At 46.4% G+C, this 20,463-nt stretch carries 19 protein-coding genes; 11 read left to right on the top strand and 8 right to left on the bottom strand.

What is annotated here, in order from left to right; translation table 11 throughout:
• Positions 1-93 precede the first annotated feature (93 nt).
• On the top strand, positions 94-1,809 hold the full coding sequence (locus HW988_RS15750; protein ID WP_255490067.1) for a hypothetical protein: 1,716 nt from the start codon (positions 94-96) through the stop codon (positions 1,807-1,809).
• A gap of 73 nt (positions 1,810-1,882) precedes the next feature.
• Positions 1,883-3,619: a GMC family oxidoreductase N-terminal domain-containing protein gene (locus HW988_RS15745; protein WP_255490066.1), complete on the top strand. Its 1,737-nt coding sequence runs from the start codon at positions 1,883-1,885 to the stop codon at positions 3,617-3,619.
• Here HW988_RS15745 and HW988_RS15740 read toward each other — a convergent pair.
• Positions 3,612-4,520 (bottom strand): trypsin-like serine protease, encoded by a 909-nt coding sequence (locus HW988_RS15740; protein ID WP_181605124.1) that lies wholly within the window; start codon positions 4,518-4,520, stop codon positions 3,612-3,614. The two genes, HW988_RS15745 and HW988_RS15740, sit on opposite strands and share 8 nt — an antisense overlap.
• 106 nt (positions 4,521-4,626) lie before the next feature.
• Entirely contained in the window at positions 4,627-5,538 is a 912-nt protein-coding gene (locus tag HW988_RS15735) for an alpha-ketoglutarate-dependent dioxygenase AlkB (RefSeq protein WP_181605123.1), read from the bottom strand.
• A 105-nt stretch (positions 5,539-5,643) separates the two neighbouring features.
• Here HW988_RS15735 and rfaE1 point away from each other — a divergent pair, with 105 nt between their 5' ends.
• From rfaE1 to HW988_RS15705, 6 genes are all read left to right on the top strand, one after another.
• Positions 5,644-6,672 (top strand): D-glycero-beta-D-manno-heptose-7-phosphate kinase, encoded by a 1,029-nt coding sequence (gene rfaE1 / locus HW988_RS15730; RefSeq protein WP_181605122.1) that lies wholly within the window; start codon positions 5,644-5,646, stop codon positions 6,670-6,672.
• Positions 6,673-6,680: 8 nt separating this feature from the next.
• On the top strand, positions 6,681-7,061 hold the full coding sequence (locus HW988_RS15725) for a DOPA 4,5-dioxygenase family protein (protein WP_181605121.1): 381 nt from the start codon (positions 6,681-6,683) through the stop codon (positions 7,059-7,061).
• A 24-nt stretch (positions 7,062-7,085) separates the two neighbouring features.
• Complete coding sequence (locus tag HW988_RS15720; RefSeq protein WP_181605120.1) at positions 7,086-7,973, top strand: aminoglycoside phosphotransferase family protein; 888 nt, start codon at positions 7,086-7,088, stop codon at positions 7,971-7,973.
• A gap of 32 nt (positions 7,974-8,005) precedes the next feature.
• The gene (locus tag HW988_RS15715; RefSeq protein ID WP_181605119.1) at positions 8,006-8,500 is read left to right on the top strand and encodes a hypothetical protein; all 495 of its coding nucleotides are present in this window, start codon (positions 8,006-8,008) and stop codon (positions 8,498-8,500) included.
• A 243-nt stretch (positions 8,501-8,743) separates the two neighbouring features.
• Complete coding sequence (gene rlmN, locus HW988_RS15710) at positions 8,744-9,997, top strand: 23S rRNA (adenine(2503)-C(2))-methyltransferase RlmN (protein ID WP_181605118.1); 1,254 nt, start codon at positions 8,744-8,746, stop codon at positions 9,995-9,997.
• Positions 9,998-10,084: 87 nt separating this feature from the next.
• Positions 10,085-10,993: a PfkB family carbohydrate kinase gene (locus HW988_RS15705; protein WP_181605117.1), complete on the top strand. Its 909-nt coding sequence runs from the start codon at positions 10,085-10,087 to the stop codon at positions 10,991-10,993.
• Between the two features lie 149 nt (positions 10,994-11,142).
• Here the strand turns inward: HW988_RS15705 and HW988_RS15700 are convergent, their stop codons facing one another.
• A complete protein-coding gene (locus tag HW988_RS15700) occupies positions 11,143-11,556 on the bottom strand; it encodes an organic hydroperoxide resistance protein (RefSeq protein ID WP_181605116.1) in 414 nt (137 codons plus the stop codon).
• Positions 11,549-12,001, bottom strand: a complete 453-nt coding sequence (locus HW988_RS15695) for a MarR family winged helix-turn-helix transcriptional regulator (protein WP_181605115.1) — start codon at positions 11,999-12,001, stop codon at positions 11,549-11,551. Before HW988_RS15695 ends, HW988_RS15700 begins: the two co-directional genes overlap by 8 nt.
• Before the next feature lie 294 nt (positions 12,002-12,295).
• On the opposite strand from HW988_RS15695, the gene HW988_RS15690 reads away from it, so the two are divergent.
• Genes HW988_RS15690 through HW988_RS15680 form a run of 3 tightly spaced genes read left to right on the top strand, consistent with a single transcriptional unit; the run spans position 12,296 to position 16,096 of the window.
• Positions 12,296-13,693: a hypothetical protein gene (locus HW988_RS15690; RefSeq protein ID WP_181605114.1), complete on the top strand. Its 1,398-nt coding sequence runs from the start codon at positions 12,296-12,298 to the stop codon at positions 13,691-13,693.
• 6 nt (positions 13,694-13,699) lie between these two features.
• Positions 13,700-14,845 carry a metallophosphoesterase gene (locus HW988_RS15685; RefSeq protein ID WP_181605113.1) on the top strand — a complete coding sequence of 382 codons (1,146 nt, stop codon included), beginning with the start codon at positions 13,700-13,702 and terminating at the stop codon, positions 14,843-14,845.
• A 36-nt stretch (positions 14,846-14,881) separates the two neighbouring features.
• A complete protein-coding gene (locus HW988_RS15680; protein WP_181605112.1) occupies positions 14,882-16,096 on the top strand; it encodes a glucose-6-phosphate isomerase in 1,215 nt (404 codons plus the stop codon).
• Positions 16,097-16,174: 78 nt separating this feature from the next.
• Here HW988_RS15680 and HW988_RS15675 read toward each other — a convergent pair whose 3' ends face one another.
• The 4 genes from HW988_RS15675 to HW988_RS15660 form a co-directional block, all read right to left on the bottom strand.
• Positions 16,175-16,786: a hemerythrin domain-containing protein gene (locus tag HW988_RS15675; protein WP_181605111.1), complete on the bottom strand. Its 612-nt coding sequence runs from the start codon at positions 16,784-16,786 to the stop codon at positions 16,175-16,177.
• A 151-nt stretch (positions 16,787-16,937) separates the two neighbouring features.
• Positions 16,938-17,918, bottom strand: coding sequence for an ROK family protein (locus tag HW988_RS15670; protein WP_181605110.1), 981 nt, complete (start codon positions 17,916-17,918; stop codon positions 16,938-16,940).
• Positions 17,919-17,962: 44 nt separating this feature from the next.
• Positions 17,963-19,408 (bottom strand): alpha-amylase family protein, encoded by a 1,446-nt coding sequence (locus HW988_RS15665; protein WP_181605109.1) that lies wholly within the window; start codon positions 19,406-19,408, stop codon positions 17,963-17,965.
• 8 nt (positions 19,409-19,416) lie between these two features.
• Positions 19,417-20,460, bottom strand: a complete 1,044-nt coding sequence (locus tag HW988_RS15660; protein ID WP_181605108.1) for an ABC transporter ATP-binding protein — start codon at positions 20,458-20,460, stop codon at positions 19,417-19,419.
• Positions 20,461-20,463 lie beyond the last annotated feature (3 nt).

Genomic DNA, 20,463 nt, shown 5'->3' with positions numbered 1-20,463 from the left:
AATACACGCTGGCAGTTTAATGAAGTAAATACTCAGTGTCACTCGGGAAAAAAGCTGATGACTCGGTGGTTCTTTTTCCACACAATTAGACCTATGTCTCGTTCTCTAATGGTTCTCATCATCAGCGCATTTCCATTTTTCACTTTTGCACAGAAACCTGCATCACCTCAGCAGGCGTTTATCGAGCAGTTTCAAAGCCCTCGAATCTGGTTTCCAGCAATAGATAACCCTATTCTTGCCGACGCCCCGGGGCGTTATCCAGCAGTTTTGAACTTTCTATTCGAAGGTATCCTAGGCTGGACGCCAACAGGGGAGGGACAGTCCGTCACTGACAATTGCAACATCTCAGTGTGGGCCTCCCGTTTACAAGATCCTCGCGTTGCAGTTTCTGCGCAACTTCAAGGTGGATTGATGCAGAAGTACCTACAAGAGTGTGGCTCGCAATTGCAGACAGAAGACTTGGGCGAGATGGTGAATGTACGTCGTTATCTGACGATGCGTTACAACGCCTACGAGCATCCGTTTCTTCGCCGCGTGGTTATTAATCTTCCGGGGAACGTGAAGCTGAAAGGATTGCTAGCTTTAAAGGGGGATTCCAAACGTCGTCCGTTAGTGATTTTCCGTTCGGGAATTTTTTCGAGTATCGAGGACTTCAGACCTGAACGTGCCTGGATGATGATGTTATTTGAACAATCACCATTCAATGTTTTGTTACTCGAAAACCTTACCAGTGCAGATTTCATTGCGAACAACAATCAGTTTTCATTCGGCGGATATGATGAAGGAATTCAAAATATCTTGATCGCCCAGATGCTTCGAAATCCCACAGAACCTTTGTCTCGCGTGGTGGATAGCGTTCATATCATGGGGATGAGCTTGGGTGGGCCTGGAGTTTTGTTCTCTTCATTATTGAACAAGTACAACTCTCCAGCTGGTTCTCCGTTGATTCAAAGTTTCTTGGCATTGTGCCCGGTGATTAATTTGAAAGAGACGATGGAAAGTTTAACGAACAGTGGAACTCGCTCGGCCTTTATCGATTTGTGGGGACGTCGTCGTCTGCGCGGTATCGAAGAAAAATTGCCGGGAGTGGTTCAATACGACAGCTTTAAATTCATTCACAAAGCAGTTTCCGAAGTGGTCAGAACCTATCATGGTGGTCTTTCGTACATCAATTCTGTGAAATTGCCGCCAGGAATGAAAGACAGTGAAGACTTCTGGGGATTGAACAACTTTTGGCCCTACTATAAAGACGTTTCTGAACCTGTGATGATTTGGGCCACAGATCACGATTTCATGGTTCCGTATGCGATCAATGCACAAAAGATTTCAAATAAAGTGATGAAAATTGACAGTCGCAATATACGTGTTGTGGAATTTCCAGAGGGATACCACTGCACGTTGCCAGTGGCGTACGACTGGAAGCTTTCAAGCTCCATGTTCCAATCCTATGTTCTGTCTCACTCGCCGCATTTCAAAATGCGCGCGAACAAATTGAATATGGAATTAAGTGATGAAGAGTGGAAAGACTTTTTTGTCGGCACAACCACCACAAGATACAAAGTGGAAGAGCCTGGCAAAAAGAAAAACTTCGTGAATTTGGAAATCGAATTGAAAAATTCCAAAGGCAAAGAGAAATCCATGAGCTTTAGTTTGCCACTATCAGAATTTGATTTCCGTTTTCACAACCCAGAACTGACGAATTCTGAAAAAGAAATGATCGTCCGCTGGATCAATCAAAACTTGAGCGTCGCTGTTGTAGACATTGCCGGAAAACCGAACTTGCAGGTATCTTGGGCTGTTGCCCAGTAAGTTGGGGCATGTCTTTCTGCAATGTTTTTTGGGGGAGATTTCTTTCTCCCTGAATCTGCGGTTTCCTTGGTGGATGGGGACTTCTCGTCGTTCGTTTCTTAAATCTGGCTTTATTGCTGGTTTGATGGGTGCTTTTGCGCGCACGGGCTTGGCGGAACCACAGGTTAAAATTGTTCCTTTGAAAATTAGATATACTCCGCTTGCGAATCCTATTTCGGATTTGCGGGAACGGTATGATGTTGTCGTCATTGGTTCTGGTTATGGCGGTTCTGTCTCTGCGGCTCGATTGGCGGGGCGTTGTCGTGTGGCGGTTTTAGAACGTGGTCCGGAGCGACCACCGGGAAGTTTTTCTGAAAAGTTTGAAGACGTTCGCAACGATATTCGCTGTAAGAAAAATCCATTTGGTTTGTTTGAGGTTCACGCCAATCACGAAATGGATGTTTTAAATGGGAATGGTTTGGGCGGAACTTCGTTGATCAATGCCGGAGCCTTAGTTCGTCCTGATCGCGAAACAGTCCGCTCGCCCGAATGGCCACAAGCTTTGGTGGAAGAAGTTCATTCAGGGCAGTTTGAAAAGTACTATTCTCGGGTGAAAAGTATGCTGCAAGGACAGGCTTTTGATCCTCGGCGTATGAGCAGCGCAAAAGTGCGAGCCCATGAATATGCGTCTCACGAACTCGGTGTGGAGGTGAAGTTTCCACCGGTTGCAGTGAACCTGTATGGTGAACAAGCGCAACAACCTGGAGTGACTCAGCCTAAATGCATTGAGTGTGGAAATTGTTGCTCGGGCTGCAATACCGGCGCAAAAAACACTTTGAATATGAACTATCTGCCGCTTGCGAAAAATCAAGGCGCTGAAATTTTCACGCAAATCGAAGTTTTATGGATTGAAAAGCTAACTGCGGGCTATCGCATTCATTGTCTGTACGTTTCCCAGAACGGTGAAAGGATTCGCAAATCTGTTTTAGCAAAACAGGTGATTGTGTCGGCAGGAACCATGGGGAGCACCAAGCTATTATTAAATTCTCAAGAACACGGATTAAGTCTTTCAGAGAAGTTGGGGCAAAGATTTTCCGGTAACGGTGATGTTTTGGGTCTTTCCTTCAACACCGCCTTTCGCACGAACGCGATTGGATTTTCCTCGGCCAGTCGGATTCGCGTGGATATGAAACCGGGTGCGGTTATTTATTCGATAGCAGACTATCGTAACAAAAAAAATCTGTTCGATCGCTTTATTATCGAAGAGGGAACTTTTCCTGGTGCCTTCACAATTCCGCTAAGACTGGCGATGGGAGTGGCGAAGTTTCGTATTTCAGCATCGCGATACCTGCGCGTGGGACGCGATATTACTCTGTCCAAAGATATTGAAAAGGGTGCTTTAAATTATTCGATGGTTTACCTGGGTATGGGGCATGATCGCGCCGACGGAAAACTACAATTAGATCGCAAAGGTCGCATTCGTGTGCATTGGCCCGAGGTCAAGCATGATCCCATTTATCCCACAATTGATCGCGCGATGAAGGTGCAATCCCGCGCACTCGGTGGAAATTTCGTGATGAATCCAAGGACTTTAATTATCAATGGGAAAAATCTGGTGACGGTTCATCCTTTGGGTGGATGTGTGATGGCGGACTCGGTGAAAAATGGAGTGGTTAATCATTTGGGCCAAGTTTACCAAGCAGATGGCAGTTTGCATGCAGGACTTTTTGTTTTGGATGGATCGATTGTGCCGACAGCGCTCGGGGTGAATCCGTTATTAACGATATCAGCCTTGTCCGAGCGAGCGATTGAAAGAATGCAGATTACATAGACCGGATCATCTGTTTGATCCAATTGAAATAGTGTGGAACCAAAGTCTTCACACCTTGAGCAGACCCGCAGTCATTATCAGTCAACGTACGGCTTGTTACACCTGCAAGCAGAGTTTTGCCGTTAATATCGATAAATGCCGGACCACCAGAGTCACCACTGCAAGTGGCCTTTTGGTTGCTTTCGTTAAGGACCATATCTTTGTCGCGCAAAGATTCGATTGTAACTTGTACTTCGCGAAGCTGGCCATCACCTTCAACTTCGGTGACATAGCACTTTGTTTTATAGTTGTTGCAATAGCCCCGGCCCTCGCTGACGGCTGTGTCGATCCCCGGATAATTGCGATCTGTCACAATGGTCTTTTCTGAAGAATAACCAAATCCTGCCAAAGTCACCGTGTCGGAAGGACGGATTTTCGATACGTCTTTCAGAAGGGGCGTGATGAGGTAATTTTCAGGAGCAGCGGAAGCTAGTTTGATAATGCCGATATCGCCATAATCGCTACCAGCTTCGTCCAGATTTTTGAAGTCATCGTGGAAAGCCATAGCTTTGATCGTGCGAATATTTCGAGGGTCGATCTTATCTGTTTCGCCGACTTTATTCGGGAAATGAGTATCGAAAATAACAATCAGATTTTCTTTTTTAGAGATCACGCAGTGGCCCGCAGTCAAAACCACGTCTTTCGTAATCAAAGTTCCCGAGCAAGCGTTAGCTGTTTTCACATTGAAAATGCCAACGGTGCGTAAGGCCACGGAGCTGTTGGGCGCAACAGAACTGCCCCCTGTAATTGCCCAGGCTTGAAGGCTTGAAAAGCCCAGCAGAGCCATTAAAACGGAGAGTGACGCCCTTGGCGGGTTCACTGTCAAAATACTAGTCAGTTGCTTCAATAGGTTGAATCTCATGGCACTCTCCATCCACAAGAATCTAACTAATCAAGTATTGTGCCTAAAAGGTACGGACTTACTTTGTCCCGCAAACCGAAAGTGGCCAGACGGATTAAAGGGCCGATTATAACTGGGACTTAAAGAAAGGCGATTTTTCCGCGAGTTTTTCCATGTACTGGCGAACGTCGTCTTGAGCCTCTTCAGAGAGTTTTCTGAATGGGACGATATGTTCGTCAGGAACATAGCGGAAAGTGAAATTGATTCTGCGAGTTTCGAAATTGGTGATGTCGTTCAAGGGAAAGATTTTATCGGCTTTATCTTCCACGCGTTGGACGCGGTGGAAAAGTTGCTTCTTAAATTTCTCGCCACCAAATATTTGCAATGAACAGTCATCAAGCCACTGTTGCAAGACGACGTCTGATTTGGATTCAGTGCCTTTGCTGGACACGAATTGAAATAGTGCGCGCTCGCCAAAAGAAATTGAAGCCACCGGCCCTGGTTCGAAGTCCTTGTGCTCTCCCACGCGGGCGCAGTCGACTTTTTTGCCGTCTTCTTGAACTTGATTTCCATAGTAATTGATTAAGCAGGTGTTTAAAGTCCAGCCGCGGGGAATATCGCGAGGATCGAATTTCTCTTTTACTAAGCTTTCTATTTTATTCACCAGGTATTCCAAAACCGGTGGATAGCGCTCTGCCGAGACACATCGGTTATAGATACCTTTAGGTGGATGATAGTAATTCAAGCACGCAAATTGCCAGTTCCCCAACCAGTAAACCGGGCGCAACAGGGGTCTTTGCTTTTGGTTTTCAGGGGGAGGATTGTTCTTGGAGTAACGCATCTCCCAGATGGGATACAGCGTGCTTAGGTATTTCAGGATTTCTTCTTTTTCCCGCGGGCTGATGTAATTTTGCTCGTAAATTAGATTCGACGCGGTTTTGCGCTCGTCGCCATTGCGAGAGCCAGGCTTGCCACCACGGGAATTGTTTTTGAAAGCTGGGCCACGAGCACCCTGAGATTTGCCTTTGGGTTTGAACATAGAGCGCCTTTTTAGCACAAAGCCTGTTTTGCTGCCAAGAGCCGCCATTAGAAAGGGATGACAGCGGGGGAGCAATCCGTTAAAAATGGCTTTTGGAGTGAAAAAATGACAGCACCTATACAAGCTACATTAGGCCCACAAGAAAAAGACCTTCTGATCAAGCAGATCCCTGCTTTGAAGGGTAAAAAAATCCTCATTATCGGGGACGTTGGCTTGGATGAGTATGTCATGGGTCAGGTTCGTCGTATCAGTCCCGAAGCTCCGGTTCCAGTTCTGGAAGTGGAAGAAGAAGACATGCGTTTAGGCCTAGCTGCCAATGTCGCACAAAACGTGGCCAGTCTTGGTGGCACTCCGCTGATGGTTTCTGTGGTGGGAGAGGATACGGGTGCGAATCTTCTGAAAGAACTTGCTGCGAAAAATGGTGTGAGCTGGGAATACATGATCGTGGATAAGGCGCGTCCTACGACTCGTAAAACGCGCATGATGGCTAAGCAGCAGCAAATTGTTCGTGTGGACTATGAACTTAGAAAATATCTTTCCGAAGAAACTGAAAACCGCATATTGGCGATGGTTGAAAAACATGTTGGCCAAGCGGACTGCGTGATCATCGAAGATTATGCCAAGGGCGTGGTTTCTCGAAATGTGGTTGAAAAGGTTTCTGCGATCTGCAAAAAAGCGGGAAAGAAATTGATGGTCGATCCACATCGCAACAATCAGGGCTCGTTCTATCAAGGCGTTGATTTAATCAAACCAAACTACGACGAAGCGGTTGTTTTGACGGGCATGGATTTCGACGATTTGAAAGGCAACCCGAATAAGGTTGTCGAAGTTGGCCGTGCTTTGCAAAAAATCACAGGCGCCAAAGAAGTGGTTTTGACGCGTGGAAAAGATGGCATGACTATCTTCTCCGGTGATCAAATAACTGAAGTTCCAACTTACGCACAAAAAGTATTCGACGTTACAGGCGCGGGTGACACTGTTATCGCCGCATTGGCGCTGGGCTTGGTTTCTGGACTTTCCTTGGTTCACAGCTGCATGCTCGCCAACAACGCCGCTGGTGTTGTGGTCGGCAAAGTAGGCTGCGTACCATGTGAGATTCCTGAATTAATCGAATATATCAACGAAGTACATTAAGAACCCTTATGGAAAAGTCATACAAGGTAAATTCGAAGCTGCTGCCGGAGGGATTCCCGAGGCAGTTTGATGCGCACATTTACTTTGAAAAAGACAAACTCGCGTTCGCCGAAGAGCTTCGTAACAAAGCGATTGTCTCATTCAAAGATCAAGTGGTTTTCACGGGGCAGCTGATTCCTGAACCAATTGGTCCTCATCCGACTCCAATGTTTGAAATTAATTTTCCCAAAGAGAAATTCACAGACGTGGTATTATGGTTAATGCACGAGCGCGGTGATTTATCGGTGCTGGTGCATGAGCTGACGGGTGATGATCATTATGATCATACGCAAGCGGCTATGTGGTTGGGTCCGCAATTGGATTTGAACTACGACGTTTTTAAAGACTAAGCCTTTGATGGATGGGAGGCTTTTTTGATCTCTTGCGATTCAAATCTTTATAAAAATATTGTGACCACCTGGAAGGCCCCGGGCGAGGCCTGGCTTTCCCAATTTGACTCTCACATTCTTAAAATTCAAGAGCTTTGGAATTTGGAGCCGATCAAGCCCATCGACAATTTGTCGTTTCATTTCGTGGGAGCTTCAAAACGTAAATCCGACGGTTTGGAAGTGGTCGTAAAAACCGGCTGCGATATTGAATCCTTGGATCGCGAGCGCCAGTGGCTGCGCCATTTTAACGGCGTCGCGGCCCAAGTGATCGAATCAGACAAAGTTTTGGGTGCCACACTGATGGAACTCCTGGTGCCCGGTACGACTTTAAAACACTCCAAACATTTGAGTGACGACGAACAGACGATCATTATTGCCAACGTCATTCGAGAGCTGAATTCGCGCACCGTCACCAGTGGAGCCTTCAAGCATATCGCGGACCTTGCGAAAGATCTGGATGTTTTAAAGGGCGCCGTCGACGATCGTATGATCGATAAAGCCCGTCGTATTATCGCGGAGCTGACGTTGGATCGCAGCCAGGATCGCTTGCTTCACGGAGATCTTCATCACGACAACATTCTGCAACATAAGTATTCCTGGAAAGTCATTGATCCTCACGGCTATGTCGGTGATCCGACATTTGAAATGGCAGTGATGATGTACAATCCTCTTGATGCTTATCCTGTCAATCGACCTTTAAGAAAAACATTGGAACGTCGTATGGCGATTCTCAATGAGCAGATCAACTTCGATTTGCAAAGAATGAAGGCGTGGACCTTTGCTGCCGCAATGATTTCAACAGCTTGGGATTATGGCGATACGAAAAAGCTATTAGGCATTCCCTTTTTGATTGCTCAAGAGTTGCGATCCTGATGAGATTTTAGAAATCTATCAGGAGATCCAACATGAAGTTCATCGCATCGTTGATTTTACTTTTCTCGGTTCAAGCCTTCGCTGAAACTTCAGATCCGTTCGATCAATTTATCGGAAATTATGTCATCGAGGGGGAACCTCGTGTAAAAGAGTTCAATAACAATTATTGTATTCAATACTGCTTTGGCAGCCTTAAAAGTGTCAGTGTGAAAGTTGGCGACGCTAAGTTTGAATCTCACCGAGTTGATTTTGTTAATGCCTATAAATCAAACCGACATTCTGTGATGAATTACGAGACACGCAATGATCGCGACACGGCGGGATCCTTTGCCGTCACTTCGGGTGGAGAAGGTTGGGCCGCAAACGTTCGTGGCACGTGGTCTGTTGGAAACAAGCAGGGTGTGCGCATTCGTTTACTTCGTACTGATCGCGGTGTGATGGTGGCCTTAGATGATGAAACACTTCGCTCCGGGGTACTCAGAAAGGCCTGTTACTATGAGGCTGACCTGTTGAAGGTCGCAGAATAACCACCAAGCTCTGGTCAAATAAGCAATTTTTGCAAGAAAGGCTCTTTTTAAGGGCCTTTTTTATTGGCTAAACCGCTGAAATCAGAGGATTTGCTAGGCGTTCAGGGGCTCCTATGCTACATAATCGGCCGCTGCACGTACTCCGACAAAGTCGGAGTGTAAACCAGCTAATCCTAACCAAAGGGATCAAATAAAGATCCCAGCTGTAACAAGCATGGCTGTAATAAGCCGAGGAGCCCCGAGATGGAATTGAACGAAGGCATGAGTCCTGCTCTTGCACCTATCAACTACGCTGACGACGACGTTGCAAAACCCCTAGAAAATAAAGCCGCAAATTTCTATTCCATGACCTTGGAAGATTTGAAAGCTTACCTAAAAGGTAAAGGCAAAGAGCAATTCCGTGCTCAACAAATCTTTAAATGGGTTTACGAACAACGTGTGACAGATCCAGAGCAAATGACGAATTTGTCCAAGGACTTCCGCGCAGAACTTCCGAAGCTTCTTTCTTTCGAGCTTCCAAAAATTTTGACTCACTTGAAATCCGTTGATGGAACGCAAAAGTTCTTGTTCGATATGGGCGACAACCAAAGTGTTGAATCCGTGGTGATTCCATCTGAAGGTCGTCTGACTCTTTGTATTTCTTCTGAAGTGGGCTGCAACATCGGTTGCAAATTCTGTTTCACGGGTAAGCAAAAATTGAAACGCAGACTTCGTACTGAAGATATCGTTGGTCAGTTCATGCAAGTTCATGATTCTTTGTCTGAAGGCCAACGCATCACGAACATCGTATTCATGGGTATGGGCGAGCCACTGGACAATCCAGAAGCTGTTTTCAAAACTATCGACGTGATCCACTCTCCATGGGGTATTAATTTGTCCCGTAAGAAAATCACGGTATCGACTTCTGGTATCGTTCCAGAAATGTGGCGTATCGCTGATGCCAAAGTTCGTTTGGCTGTGAGCTTGAATGCTCCAACAGATGAAATCCGCACCCAAGTGATGCCGATCAATAAAAAATGGAACACGACAATGTTGCTGGACGCGTGCAAGCAGTACACTGACAAAACCGGCGACAAGGTGACGTTCGAGTATGTGATGCTGAAAGGTGTGACGGATTCTATCGAAAACGCTCGTCAGGTCGCGAAGCTGACTCGTGGCGTACCATGCAAAATCAATATCATTCCATTCAATGAACATCCAGGCGCGCCGTACGAGCGTCCTTCTGACGCGACAATCGAAGCTTTCCACACGGAATTGAACCGTCTGGGGTGCCACGTTCTTCTTCGTCGTTCCATGGGGCGCGATATCTTTGCAGCTTGCGGTCAGTTGAACAGCACGCACAAAGAAGAAAACGCAACGATGGATATCTCCAATTCCAAATTGGCAGGTATGCCGAAGGCAAAACGTGAGTTGATGGCAGAGCATAAAGCAGAGCATGCAGCGAAAAATGCGGCATTTGCTGCGATGAGCTTTGAAAACGAAACAGAACTTCAATAGTCTTCATAGCGCTTCGAAAAGCCGAAGCGCTAAGTACTGACTTACACTCCGGCTCCGCCGGAGTAGAATTATCCCGGAGAATTTAAAATGTCTGAAATTTTAGTAGTAGGAAGCCTTGCATACGATTCAATTCAAACTCCATCAGGCAGAGCAGATCGTGCTTTGGGTGGCTCTGCGAATTACTTCTCTTTGGCAGCATCTTTGTTTTCCAAAGTGCGTGTTGTCGGCGTTGTGGGTGAAGACTACGATCAAAAAGACTACGATCTTTTGAACAACCGTGGCGTTGATTTGGCGGGTCTTTCTAAAGTTCCTGGTAAAACATTCCACTGGGCGGGTTCCTACGAAGGCGACATGAACGAAGCGAAAACTTTGAACACAGAGTTGAACGTTTTTGAACACTTCAATCCACAATTGCCAGAGCACTACAAAGATTCTTCATTCGTATTCTTGGCAAACATCGCTCCTGAGCTTCAGTTGCAAGTTTTGTCTCAAGTAAAACAACCTAAGTTTGTGGGTCTTGATACAATGAACCTTTGGATTAACATCAAGAAAGACGCTTTGCTTGAAGTTGTTAAAAAAGTGAACTTGGTATTGATCAATGAGGGCGAAGCAAAAATGCTGACGGGCGCTTCGAACGCGATCTCTGCAGCTCCAATGATCACGGCAATGGGTCCTTCTGCCGTTGTTATCAAACGTGGCGAGTATGGTTTCGCTATGTACACAAAAGAATCCGGTTACTTCATCTTGCCGGCCATGCCGATCCCAACAGTGATCGATCCAACAGGTGCGGGTGATACATTCGCCGGTGGTTTCTTCGGTTACATCGCTGCACAAAAAGAAGTTCCAACAGTGAACACTTTGAAACAAGCATGCATCATGGGTTCCATGATGGCGTCTCACACGATCCAGGATTTCTCTGTAAAAGCACTTTCGAAAGTGACTTTGCCAGACTTGGAAAAGCGCCTAGCAGAATACAAAAAAGTCATCACAGTCTAAAAGGTACGCCGTACCTTTTGGGGGTGCGGTGCGCAAGCGCGGTGCTTCTGCAAAAAACCGGCAGGCACTTTTTTGGAAAAGCAAAAGGCAGGGGAGTCCCTGCCTTTTTTATTATTTGAATAGGTAGTCTTTGCCTTTTACGGGAGGGGTTAGACTAGTTCGATCTCGACAGGAACATTGCCGCGAGTTGCGTTGGAATATGGGCACACCTTGTGAGCAGTTTCCAGAAGTTGCTGAGCGATTGCACGCTCGACACCTTCGATTTTCGCACGCAGCTTAACTGCAAGGGCGAAGCCACCAGCGTTGTTAGGGCCGATGCCCACATCAGCCGTTACAGAAGACGTGATTTTCGTTTTCTGTTGCATGGCTACGAAGTTCAGCGCGCTATCAAAGCAAGCCGCGTATCCGGCAGCGAAAAGCTGCTCTGGATTGGTGAAGGCCCCACCAGATCCGCCCATTTCTTTGGGAATACGTACTTCAAGATTTAGGACTCCGTCAGAGCTTTCTACTTTTCCGTTGCGTCCGCCAGTTGCGGTCGCAACTGCTGTATAGAGCTTACTCATGATGACCTCCTTCTAAGGTTATTTTCATTTGCTCATTAAGTTTATTCAAAGTTTTGTGAAGCGTCTCAAGCTCACCTTTTCTGCAATCGACATTGCAAAGCAATTTGTCGGGCAAAGTGGAGAAGTGTTTTTCGAGCTTGCGACCTTCAGCAGTCAGATGAACCTCCACTGTGCGTTCGTCCTTGGCAGAACGTTTGCGCGCGATCCATCCCCGTTTCTCCATCCGCTTGATCAACGGAGTGACAGTTCCGGTGTCGAGCATCAAAAGATCTGCGATCTCCGTCACTTTGCGTGGAGCCTTTTCCCACAAAACCAAAAATACCAAGTACTGCGGATAAGTCAGATCAAAAGCTTTAAAGTGCTCACCATAAAGCTGAGTGATCAATCGCGAAGCCGCGTAGATCGGAAAACAGAGCTGATTTTGCAAGAGAAGTTTCTTGTTCATACACCCAATCTTACTCCCATTTATATTGTGTGCAATTAAATTGTGTACAATCTATATTTAATACAATCGGGGTCCTGCGCCACAAGGTACGGACACACTTTCTCCACCGCGCGAATCGGCATCATTCTTCAATGACCACCTGTATCTTATTGAGACGGTTTTATGAGGTTTGGATGTGGCGGAGGTTGGAGAAAGTGTGTCCGTACCTTTGGGGGCTGGACCTTGTTCTAGTTAGATGGAATCCCGTGGGAGTTCCTTAAGAGAAGTTGAGGAATTTCCGATAATTCCACTAGTATGTCGAAACGAAAAAAGAAATCTTCAGCGGCGGAAAACCTGATTGAATCACTGATGGACGATGTCCGCGGTATTCAAGAGGATGCGTCGTTTCATAAAGATGGGAAAGTTTCCGGCGAAGAGCCAACGAATTTCCATCAGACCCCATCTGCAGATGCAGACGGGAGTGAAGATATGTGGGCTGGCCTGGAAAAAGATGTCGGTGCCGAAATCGATGCTTCTGAATTCCCAGGTGGAGCAGAAGAATACACCAGCCATCAGGCTGACGATGACTATGCCGCTCACGGTGTGGAAGAATTTGCTTCCGGTGATGAGTTGTTAGATGGCGAAAAGCCGGTGGGCTTTGACTTACCTCCTCGCCCAAAATATCCAACATACGAAATGCCTGTCGAAGAACCTTATCAAGGTCCTTCCGCGGATGGCGGTTATCAATCTGCCGATAGCATTGATGATGAGCCCGATGATGTCGTGGTAGAAATGCCAACTCCATCAGAGGAGCACTATGTGCCGGCTTCATCTTCGAACTACCAGGATGACTTTACAAGTCCGGTGGACAATTTGGCGGCCTCGCTAGGGGACAGTCAAAAAGAAGATAAAACGGTTTCGATTCAAGATTTGAATTTAACAAATTCGAAAATGACTTCCGGTGCTGGTACAGATGCGGATCGTACTCTGGCTGTGTCGGGTTTTGCGAATGCCCGTGTGGGCGGTCGTAAAAACAACGACGTGGACGTGAAAGTCAGCGTTGGTAACTTCCGTGGCAGCAACCGTGCAGGTTCTGCAAACGTGATGACTTCCGTGGATGCAAGCTTGGCTCAGGCAGAAAATCTGAAGCTAGCTCAACAGCGCATCTTGGAACTGGAAAAAGAAGTTGAAAGTCTGCGCAGTGAAAATGAAGAACTGGCTTCCGCCGGGGAGATCATTCGCGCTCGTACAGACGAACTGGGTGTGCGCATCGTGGCGGTGGAAAAAGAGAAAGCGGAAGACCGTGAATCTTTCCAAAGCGAGATCTTGATCCTGAAGGGCAACCTTCAGTACAAGGAAAACGAAGTGGCCAAAGCTCGCGTTAAAGTCGAAGAGCTGGAAACCAGACTAAAATCAGATTTCAAAAAGATCCGTGTTCGTGAACGCGAACTGGAAAATCGTCTAGAGCTTTTGCGTGCAGAGAAGGCCGCGTTAGTTCGGTCCAAAGATGAGTATATCCTTGACCAGAAAAGAAAGATTGATCAGCTTTCCCAGGAACTCGATAATTATAGAAATAAATGTCTTGAGTTGAACAAGACGATCGAGGGGAATCAGGACCAATTCAAACGTACAGAGCGTGCTCTACGTTTGGCCCTTTCTAATTTGGAAGTCAAAGAGGAAGGCGGACCTGTTCCACTCAAGAAGGCTGAGTAGGAATTCATGGAGTCCACCACATCACCAGCGGAAGTCAGCGACGGCTTGGCAGTCGTCGCAAAACCCGCACCAGTAAAAAAAATCAAGGTGGTTATCAGCGATTTGCATCTGGGCAAAGGACGCTTATTGGCTGAGGGTGGGATCAATTCGCTCGAGGAATTCTATTACGGCGATAAACTGGTTGAATTCATTCATTACTACTCTACCGGAGTTTACCGCGATTACGAAGTTGAACTAATCATCAACGGTGACTTTTTTAACTTTCTTCAATGTGATTACAAAGGGCACTTCCTTTCAGTCATTACCGAAGCTGTGACCCTGGATATTCTAAAAGACATCGTGAAAGGCCACGAAAACGTCTTTAAAGCCATGGCCGAATTCGCTGCCAAACCAGGAAAGTCCATCACCTATATCGTCGGCAATCACGATCAGGGAATGTTGTGGCCTGCTTGCCGTGCCTACGTGAATCAAGTGATTGGTGCGCCGGTGCGCTTTAAAAACATCGTTTATTTCTTTGATGGTGTTCACATTGAGCACGGGCACATGCATGAAGCTGCGAATCGTATGGACCCCAAAAAATTCTTTCTAAAAAAGAACTTGGTGGAGCCGATCTTGAATCTGCCATTTGGTTCTCACTTCTTTTTGGAAGTCGTATTGAAAATCAAACAGACGTATCCCCATGTGGATAAGATTCGTCCGTTTGGTAAAATGCTGCGCTGGGCGCTGGTAAATGAAACCATGAGCTTGGTGCGTGGCTTTTTCATGGCAAACCGCTACTTTTTAAGGAGCGTGTTTGTTAAGGACAGCCGCCGTCATTGGCCTCTGAAGAGGATTATCCAGGTTATCCTGGAAAGCGCGATCTTTCCGGATTTGAGTGAGTCGGCGCGTAAAATCCTTCACGATGACAGAGTGCATACTGTGGTCTTTGGGCACACCCATGTGTACCAATACAGGCAATGGTCGGAACACAAAGAATATTTTAATACAGGAACGTGGACTGAGATCACTTCTTTAGATATCGTGTCTCTTGGAAAAATCACGAAACTGACCTATTGCTTGATTGAATATCCTGAAGACGGCGGACGCCCCCGTGGACGTCTGAAAGAGTGGAACGGATATCATCGTATCGAGGAAGACGTCGCGATTTCGTAATTTTTCCGACAAACTCTGTTGGAAAGAGAAATCACGATGTTGGAAATCACGCAGGCGAATCATACAAATCCCGAAAATCTTATTCAGGAATGCCAATCTTCTTTGAAATTGTTTTTGCAAAGAAAAGAAATTGGTTTCCCGCAACTCGTAGAGCGCATCAACTTGTGGCAACAATCCCACAAAGCCGGCTCGGAGATGTCTTCTAAATTTAAAAAATTGGTTATCGTCGGCTTGGGTGGAAGTTCTTTGGGAACTCGCGTGATCGCAGAAGTCTTCAACGCCAACAACATGTTCTTTGTTGATAATGTGGATGCCCTGGTTTTCGAAACTTTGATCGATGAGTTGGGTGACTTGAAAGACGTTGCCTGGGCGTTTATCTCCAAGAGCGGAACGACAATTGAGTCTTTGTGTGCTTTGGAACTTTTGGATCAAGTTTACAAAGATGAGGGTCTTCACCTTGCTTCTAACTCAATCGTGATCTCTGAAACGAAATCAAGCTCCCTGACTGACTGGGCACGCAAGCACAAAGTACCTGAATGTGAAATCCCCGTAGACGTGGGCGGCCGTTTTTCTGTTCTTTCTCCGGTAGGTATGTTCCCGGCTGCATTCTTGGGCTTGGATTTGGAAAAATTCCGTGTTGGTGCAAAGCGCGCTTTATTAGACACAGCGACGGTGACCCAAACAATGGCTCAAGTGGTTCAATCCTATGGCCGTGAAGAGTGGATCACATTGTTATGGTCTTATAACTCTCGCATGAAAGATTTCGGCGGCTGGTATGCTCAGTTGTGGGCAGAGTCTTTGGGGAAACCTGTGACTCGCGCAGGGACTCCCGCGCCTCGCGTAAGTACTCCGATTGCAGCGATTGGAGCTTCTGATCAGCACTCGATCTTGCAACAGGTAATGGAAGGCACGAAAGATAAATTCGTCATTTTCCAACGTGTAGACGAAGCTGAAGGCGGCTCTATGCGTATTAAAAATGCCCAGTTCAAAGAAACTATGGATCTGCAAGGTCGCACGATGGGTGAATTGCTAAGAGCAGAGGCTTTGGCAACTCAAGAAGCCCTGGTTGCAAACGGTGTTTCTACTATGACTTTAAAAGCCAAAGCATTGGATGAAGAAACTTTGGGTTACTTGTTCATGTTCTGGCAATTGGTTGTTGCAGGCTTGGGCGAGTACTTGAAAATTGATGCTTTCAATCAACCAGGTGTTGAAGCGGGTAAAATCTTGGCTAAGGCTAAGCTTAAAAAGTAGTCTGACTTAGATACGCGAAAATCGAAAATCGTAAATAGAGGAAAAAAGGGAGCCCCACGCACTGGGGCTCCCTTTTTTTTATTCCCCGCGGAAGAAGAAAAACCAGAGCAGGATAACAACAAATCCTGGAACTCCGAGGATATATAGCAAAATCGGCACGCCGACTTTACCCTGAATGTTATCCAATACTGACGATGGAAACTTATGGCTTTCCTTGTATTGTCGGTTTTCAATTTCTTGTTGTAATTCAAGATATCGATGACCGAGTTCAATTCGCTCATCCAAGGTTGCATACTTTTCGTATTCCGGCAGCATTTCCATTTCTTCTTCCTTGATGTGGTGCTCGACGAGTTCAGCCAATACTTTGGCTTTTGCCATAAAGGATTTGTCGTCGACGGTTTTTTTCATGTCCTTACAAATTTGATCTGAAAGTCGGTGTTCCAGGTCGCCTTCCATGCCCTGAACTTCCATCGGGTGTTCGCGCTTTAAAGACGTATACCAGGTGTCTTCTTCAGGTTTGGCGTGGGCCTCCAACAGGGGAGCGAACTCTGTAAAAGCGGCGCGTTTTTCAGTGATGGCGACATTTTCGTTCTTTAGAATTCCCAGCAACACCTTCAAAGGCTTATGATCTTTCTTGATCAGCTGGACAATGTCTTCTGGATGAGATGGGTTTGTCTTGTGAGTTACCATACAGCCTCCTTGCAAAACTGAATTGCAAAGAGCAGACCTAGACTGAAATTCGGTCAGAATTGAATTAATGACAGCTGAGGCTGGCAAAATAAAAAACCCAGAGGAAGATTGCCCCTGGGTGTGGATTTTTGGGATTGTTATTCGAAAAAGTCTATTTCGTTTTGCGAGCCGGTTTACCATAAAGGTGGGGAAGATAACCCGCACCCAAAACGCCCGCATTATTTTTGGTTTTTGCGATTTCAATTTTGCATTCAAGATCCGTATTGATCTGACGAATGGTTCTTGAATAGTTCGCTTTCAAATCTTTGAAGAACAGATCTTTGATTTTAATCAAACCGCCGCTGATAAAGATTTTTTCCAAGTTAAAGGCGATGGAAAGATTGTGGCACAGACTTGCCAACGCAAAAGCCATATCTGCAAACAAGACATCGTACTTTGGATCTTTTGTCTCAACCAGTTGTTCGACGGAGTTTCCAGTGAAACCCATTTCTTTGGCGCGACGTAAAAGTCCCGTGCCCGAGGAGAGACCTTCCACAGTATAGTGATGAATTTTATCAGGATTCGCTTTAAGACCGGGCATATCGATTACGAAGTGCCCGCATTCAGAGCCCATGCCACCGCTTTGGCAAGGCATTCCATTAAAGATAATACCTGTACCCACGCCCGTTCCTGTTGTCACAACAGCAAAGGACTTCATGCCTTGTGCTCCACCAACCCATCCCTCTGCAAGGGCCGCAGCTGTGGCGTCATGTTGGAAGTACACTTTGGTTTTAAAACCGTTTTTGTTAATTTCTTTTTCTACTAAATCACGAATAGGAACAACTTTCCAACCTGGGTAATTCACCGGGTGCAAAAGTTTTCCTTCTTCAGCATTCAAAGGACCCGCACTGGCAAGACCAATACCTTTAAACACAGAGGGTGCTGTTTCTTTGGGAAAACGTTTTTTGAAATCTTGAGCGATATCAGAAATCAGATGAATCACGCGCTGTTGAGTTTTTTGGGCCGAGCCCTCGCGCTTCATATCGACCGGTACTTTTACGAAATCCAGCATATTTCCAGAGTTATCCAGAAGAGCTGCCGCAAGTTTAGTTCCACCTAAATCAAAACCGATTGTATAAGTTTTCTTTTTCATATCCCACTACACCCGATGTACTCCAGCTCCGCTGGAGTAGGCCCTTACTTTGTACGTTTTGTTTGATCGCGATTCAAAAGTACCAGAGATGAGTAAGGAGGCAAGGTAACAGTGATTGCGCCGTTCGAATTGACGTCGTATTTCATGTCTGTACATTTGCGAGTTTGGCGTCTGTAAGACGGGCCAGTAAGATTGCAATAGCTGCCCGCAGGTAAGCCCGTTTGCAATTCACGTGTGATCGGATTGCTTGAGAAATTAAGGGCTACGAAACCCAAACCACCGCGGCTGAAAGAAACAAACGTAGAATTGTCTGTGTTCCAGTTGGATACATAGAAAGCCTTGTCCGTTTGGTTTCGGAAGTTCACCATCGCAGCCACTTCAGGCAAGCGGTGCTCGCAAGTCCAAGGTGAAACGCAGGCGTTATTTTGCGTCAGGATCCCCAACGTGCGCAGATCCGTGCCCAATGGAGGACCTTGATCGTAAGAGTTAAAATTGTATCCAGAGTAAACCTGTGGATAGCCGTACGGGAACGCGAGCATAAAGATTTGCGCCAAACGATAGATGTAGTGATCATCGCCCGTGTAACGAAGAATGCTGGCATCGCCAGTTCTTTCTAAGTCATGATTGGTTACGAACACAACGGAGTGGCTGCTGTCAGGCATACCACGAGCGACATTAATCAAGTTGCCCAACTGGCCATTCTTGATACTTGCACCCAGGATGAAGGGGTATTCATAAGCCGTCACATCACCAGCCGGGAAGTATTCGTTATAAGTAACCGGGCCGTAGTTGTCGTGAATGATTTCCTGGAAGATGTAAGCAGAACGTTTCAAACGACGGCTTAATTGAATCAAATCCTTAGAGGCGATGTGTTTCGCAGCATCAAAGCGGAAACCCGCGACTCCCAAATCCAAAAGGTGGTTTAGGTAATCGGCCATTTTTTGTTGTACGTACGGAGACTCTGTCGCGAGGTCGGCCAAGCCCACCAATTGGCAGTTTTGTAGCTCGTATAGGTCACGGTAATTAACGATGTTGTCGTTGCCGTTACGACCACAGCTGTGGAAGTCATTCGGGCTGTAAATACCTGGATAATTTCTTTGAGTGAACGTGGAGCCGGCAAAACCTACACCTTGTGGGAAACCAGCCATGTGGTTCAAGACAGCATCGGCATAAACGTCGACACCAGCAGCGTTACAGCGTCGAACCATGTCGACGAATTCCGCTTCACTGCCACCACGGGATTCTAATTTGTATGAGACAACTTGATAGCGCTCCCACCAGGCACCGTTGTAAGCAACGTGTTCATGGGGAGGCGAAACTTGAACAGCGGAAAAACCAGATGGGCCCAGGTACAACTCGCACTCACGTGCAACTTCTCTCCAGGGCCACTCAAACAATTGAACGAAAACTGTTCTTGGAGCTGCAAGGGCCGAACTAGTACCCAACAAAAAAGTCAGGAGTAAAATGGATCGTTGCAGTTTTGAGAACATGTGGTCTCCTATAGACGCTGATTCTGTCCTGTTTTCTTATCAAACAGGTGAGCCTTTGTCAGATCTATTTTTACTGGAACCTTTTGCCCCTTGGAAAATTTATCCATGGAATCCGTAATAATTCTCACACTTTGGCCATCTAATAATCCATGGAGCATTTGTTGGCCCCCAAGGTTTTCTGACAGTTCCACTGTGTAATCGCCCAGAGCAATGTCATGGGAGCTCAGATCGCCTGTATTGAATTTAAAGCTTTCTGGGCGAATCCCCAAAACTTGGTCGGCTTTTTGAGCTTCCGGCCATGGCAGGCGGCGAACGGTGTTGCCTTCAATGAAATTCATCTCTGGGGAACCGATGAAACTTGCGATGAACATGTTTTTGGGGCGGTGGTAAATATCCGTTGGAGTCCCAACTTGTTCGATCACGCCATCTTTAAGAACAGCGATACGGTCACCCATCGTTGTCGCTTCCATTTGATCATGGGTCACATAGATCATCGTGGATTTGGAATTTTCATGAAGACGTTTGATTTCCACTCGCATTTGCGTACGCAGATGCGCATCCAAATTCGAAAGGGGTTCGTCGAACAAAATCACCGGAGTTTTACGAGCCAAGGCACGGCCCAAAGCCACGCGCTGACGTTGCCCACCCGAAAGTTCTTTCGGACGACGTTCAAGCAGGTGAGAGATCTGCAAAAGATCCGCGATCTCTTTCACGCGCTTTGCGATTTCCGGTGCAGAAACTTTTTGCAACTTCAATCCAAAGCCCATGTTTTCTTCGACAGTCATGTGCGGGTAAAGAGCATAGCTTTGGAAAACCATCGCCAGGTCACGATCCTGAGGCTCAACATTGTTGATAACCTTGCCGCCAACTTTGATCGTTCCTGAATCCAAAGTTTCAAGACCCGCAAGTGTGCGAAGCAAAGTGGATTTCCCGCAACCAGAAGGACCTACCAACACCAGGAACTCGCCCGAAGCGATTTCCAAATTGATGTCTTTAAGAATTTTGGCGGAGCCGAAACTTTTTGCCAGATTAGAAAATTCAATATTCGCCATAAA

Origin of the sequence: Bdellovibrio sp. KM01 (assembly GCF_013752535.1) — a bacterium.
Lineage (GTDB): Bacteria > Bdellovibrionota > Bdellovibrionia > Bdellovibrionales > Bdellovibrionaceae > Bdellovibrio.
Note: the sequence above shows the minus strand (reverse complement) of the source record. Positions and strands in the feature narration are given on the sequence as shown.

Bases quoted from the DNA above. Each gene is read 5' to 3' on its own strand.
- HW988_RS15685 (WP_181605113.1), top strand. From the start codon at position 13,700: ATGGAGTCCACCACATCACCAGCGGAAGTCAGCGACGGCTTGGCAGTC.
- rlmN (WP_181605118.1), top strand. From the start codon at position 8,744: ATGGAATTGAACGAAGGCATGAGTCCTGCTCTTGCACCTATCAACTAC.
- HW988_RS15700 (WP_181605116.1), bottom strand. From the start codon at position 11,556: ATGAGTAAGCTCTATACAGCAGTTGCGACCGCAACTGGCGGACGCAAC.
- HW988_RS15695 (WP_181605115.1), bottom strand. From the start codon at position 12,001: ATGAACAAGAAACTTCTCTTGCAAAATCAGCTCTGTTTTCCGATCTAC.
- rfaE1 (WP_181605122.1), top strand. From the start codon at position 5,644: ATGACAGCACCTATACAAGCTACATTAGGCCCACAAGAAAAAGACCTT.
- HW988_RS15670 (WP_181605110.1), bottom strand. From the start codon at position 17,918: ATGAAAAAGAAAACTTATACAATCGGTTTTGATTTAGGTGGAACTAAA.
- HW988_RS15735 (WP_181605123.1), bottom strand. From the start codon at position 5,538: ATGTTCAAACCCAAAGGCAAATCTCAGGGTGCTCGTGGCCCAGCTTTC.
- HW988_RS15715 (WP_181605119.1), top strand. From the start codon at position 8,006: ATGAAGTTCATCGCATCGTTGATTTTACTTTTCTCGGTTCAAGCCTTC.
- HW988_RS15705 (WP_181605117.1), top strand. From the start codon at position 10,085: ATGTCTGAAATTTTAGTAGTAGGAAGCCTTGCATACGATTCAATTCAA.
- HW988_RS15740 (WP_181605124.1), bottom strand. From the start codon at position 4,520: ATGAGATTCAACCTATTGAAGCAACTGACTAGTATTTTGACAGTGAAC.
- HW988_RS15745 (WP_255490066.1), top strand. From the start codon at position 1,883: ATGGGGACTTCTCGTCGTTCGTTTCTTAAATCTGGCTTTATTGCTGGT.
- HW988_RS15675 (WP_181605111.1), bottom strand. From the start codon at position 16,786: ATGGTAACTCACAAGACAAACCCATCTCATCCAGAAGACATTGTCCAG.
- HW988_RS15690 (WP_181605114.1), top strand. From the start codon at position 12,296: ATGTCGAAACGAAAAAAGAAATCTTCAGCGGCGGAAAACCTGATTGAA.
- HW988_RS15725 (WP_181605121.1), top strand. From the start codon at position 6,681: ATGGAAAAGTCATACAAGGTAAATTCGAAGCTGCTGCCGGAGGGATTC.
- HW988_RS15660 (WP_181605108.1), bottom strand. From the start codon at position 20,460: ATGGCGAATATTGAATTTTCTAATCTGGCAAAAAGTTTCGGCTCCGCC.
- HW988_RS15680 (WP_181605112.1), top strand. From the start codon at position 14,882: ATGTTGGAAATCACGCAGGCGAATCATACAAATCCCGAAAATCTTATT.
- HW988_RS15665 (WP_181605109.1), bottom strand. From the start codon at position 19,408: ATGTTCTCAAAACTGCAACGATCCATTTTACTCCTGACTTTTTTGTTG.
- HW988_RS15750 (WP_255490067.1), top strand. From the start codon at position 94: ATGTCTCGTTCTCTAATGGTTCTCATCATCAGCGCATTTCCATTTTTC.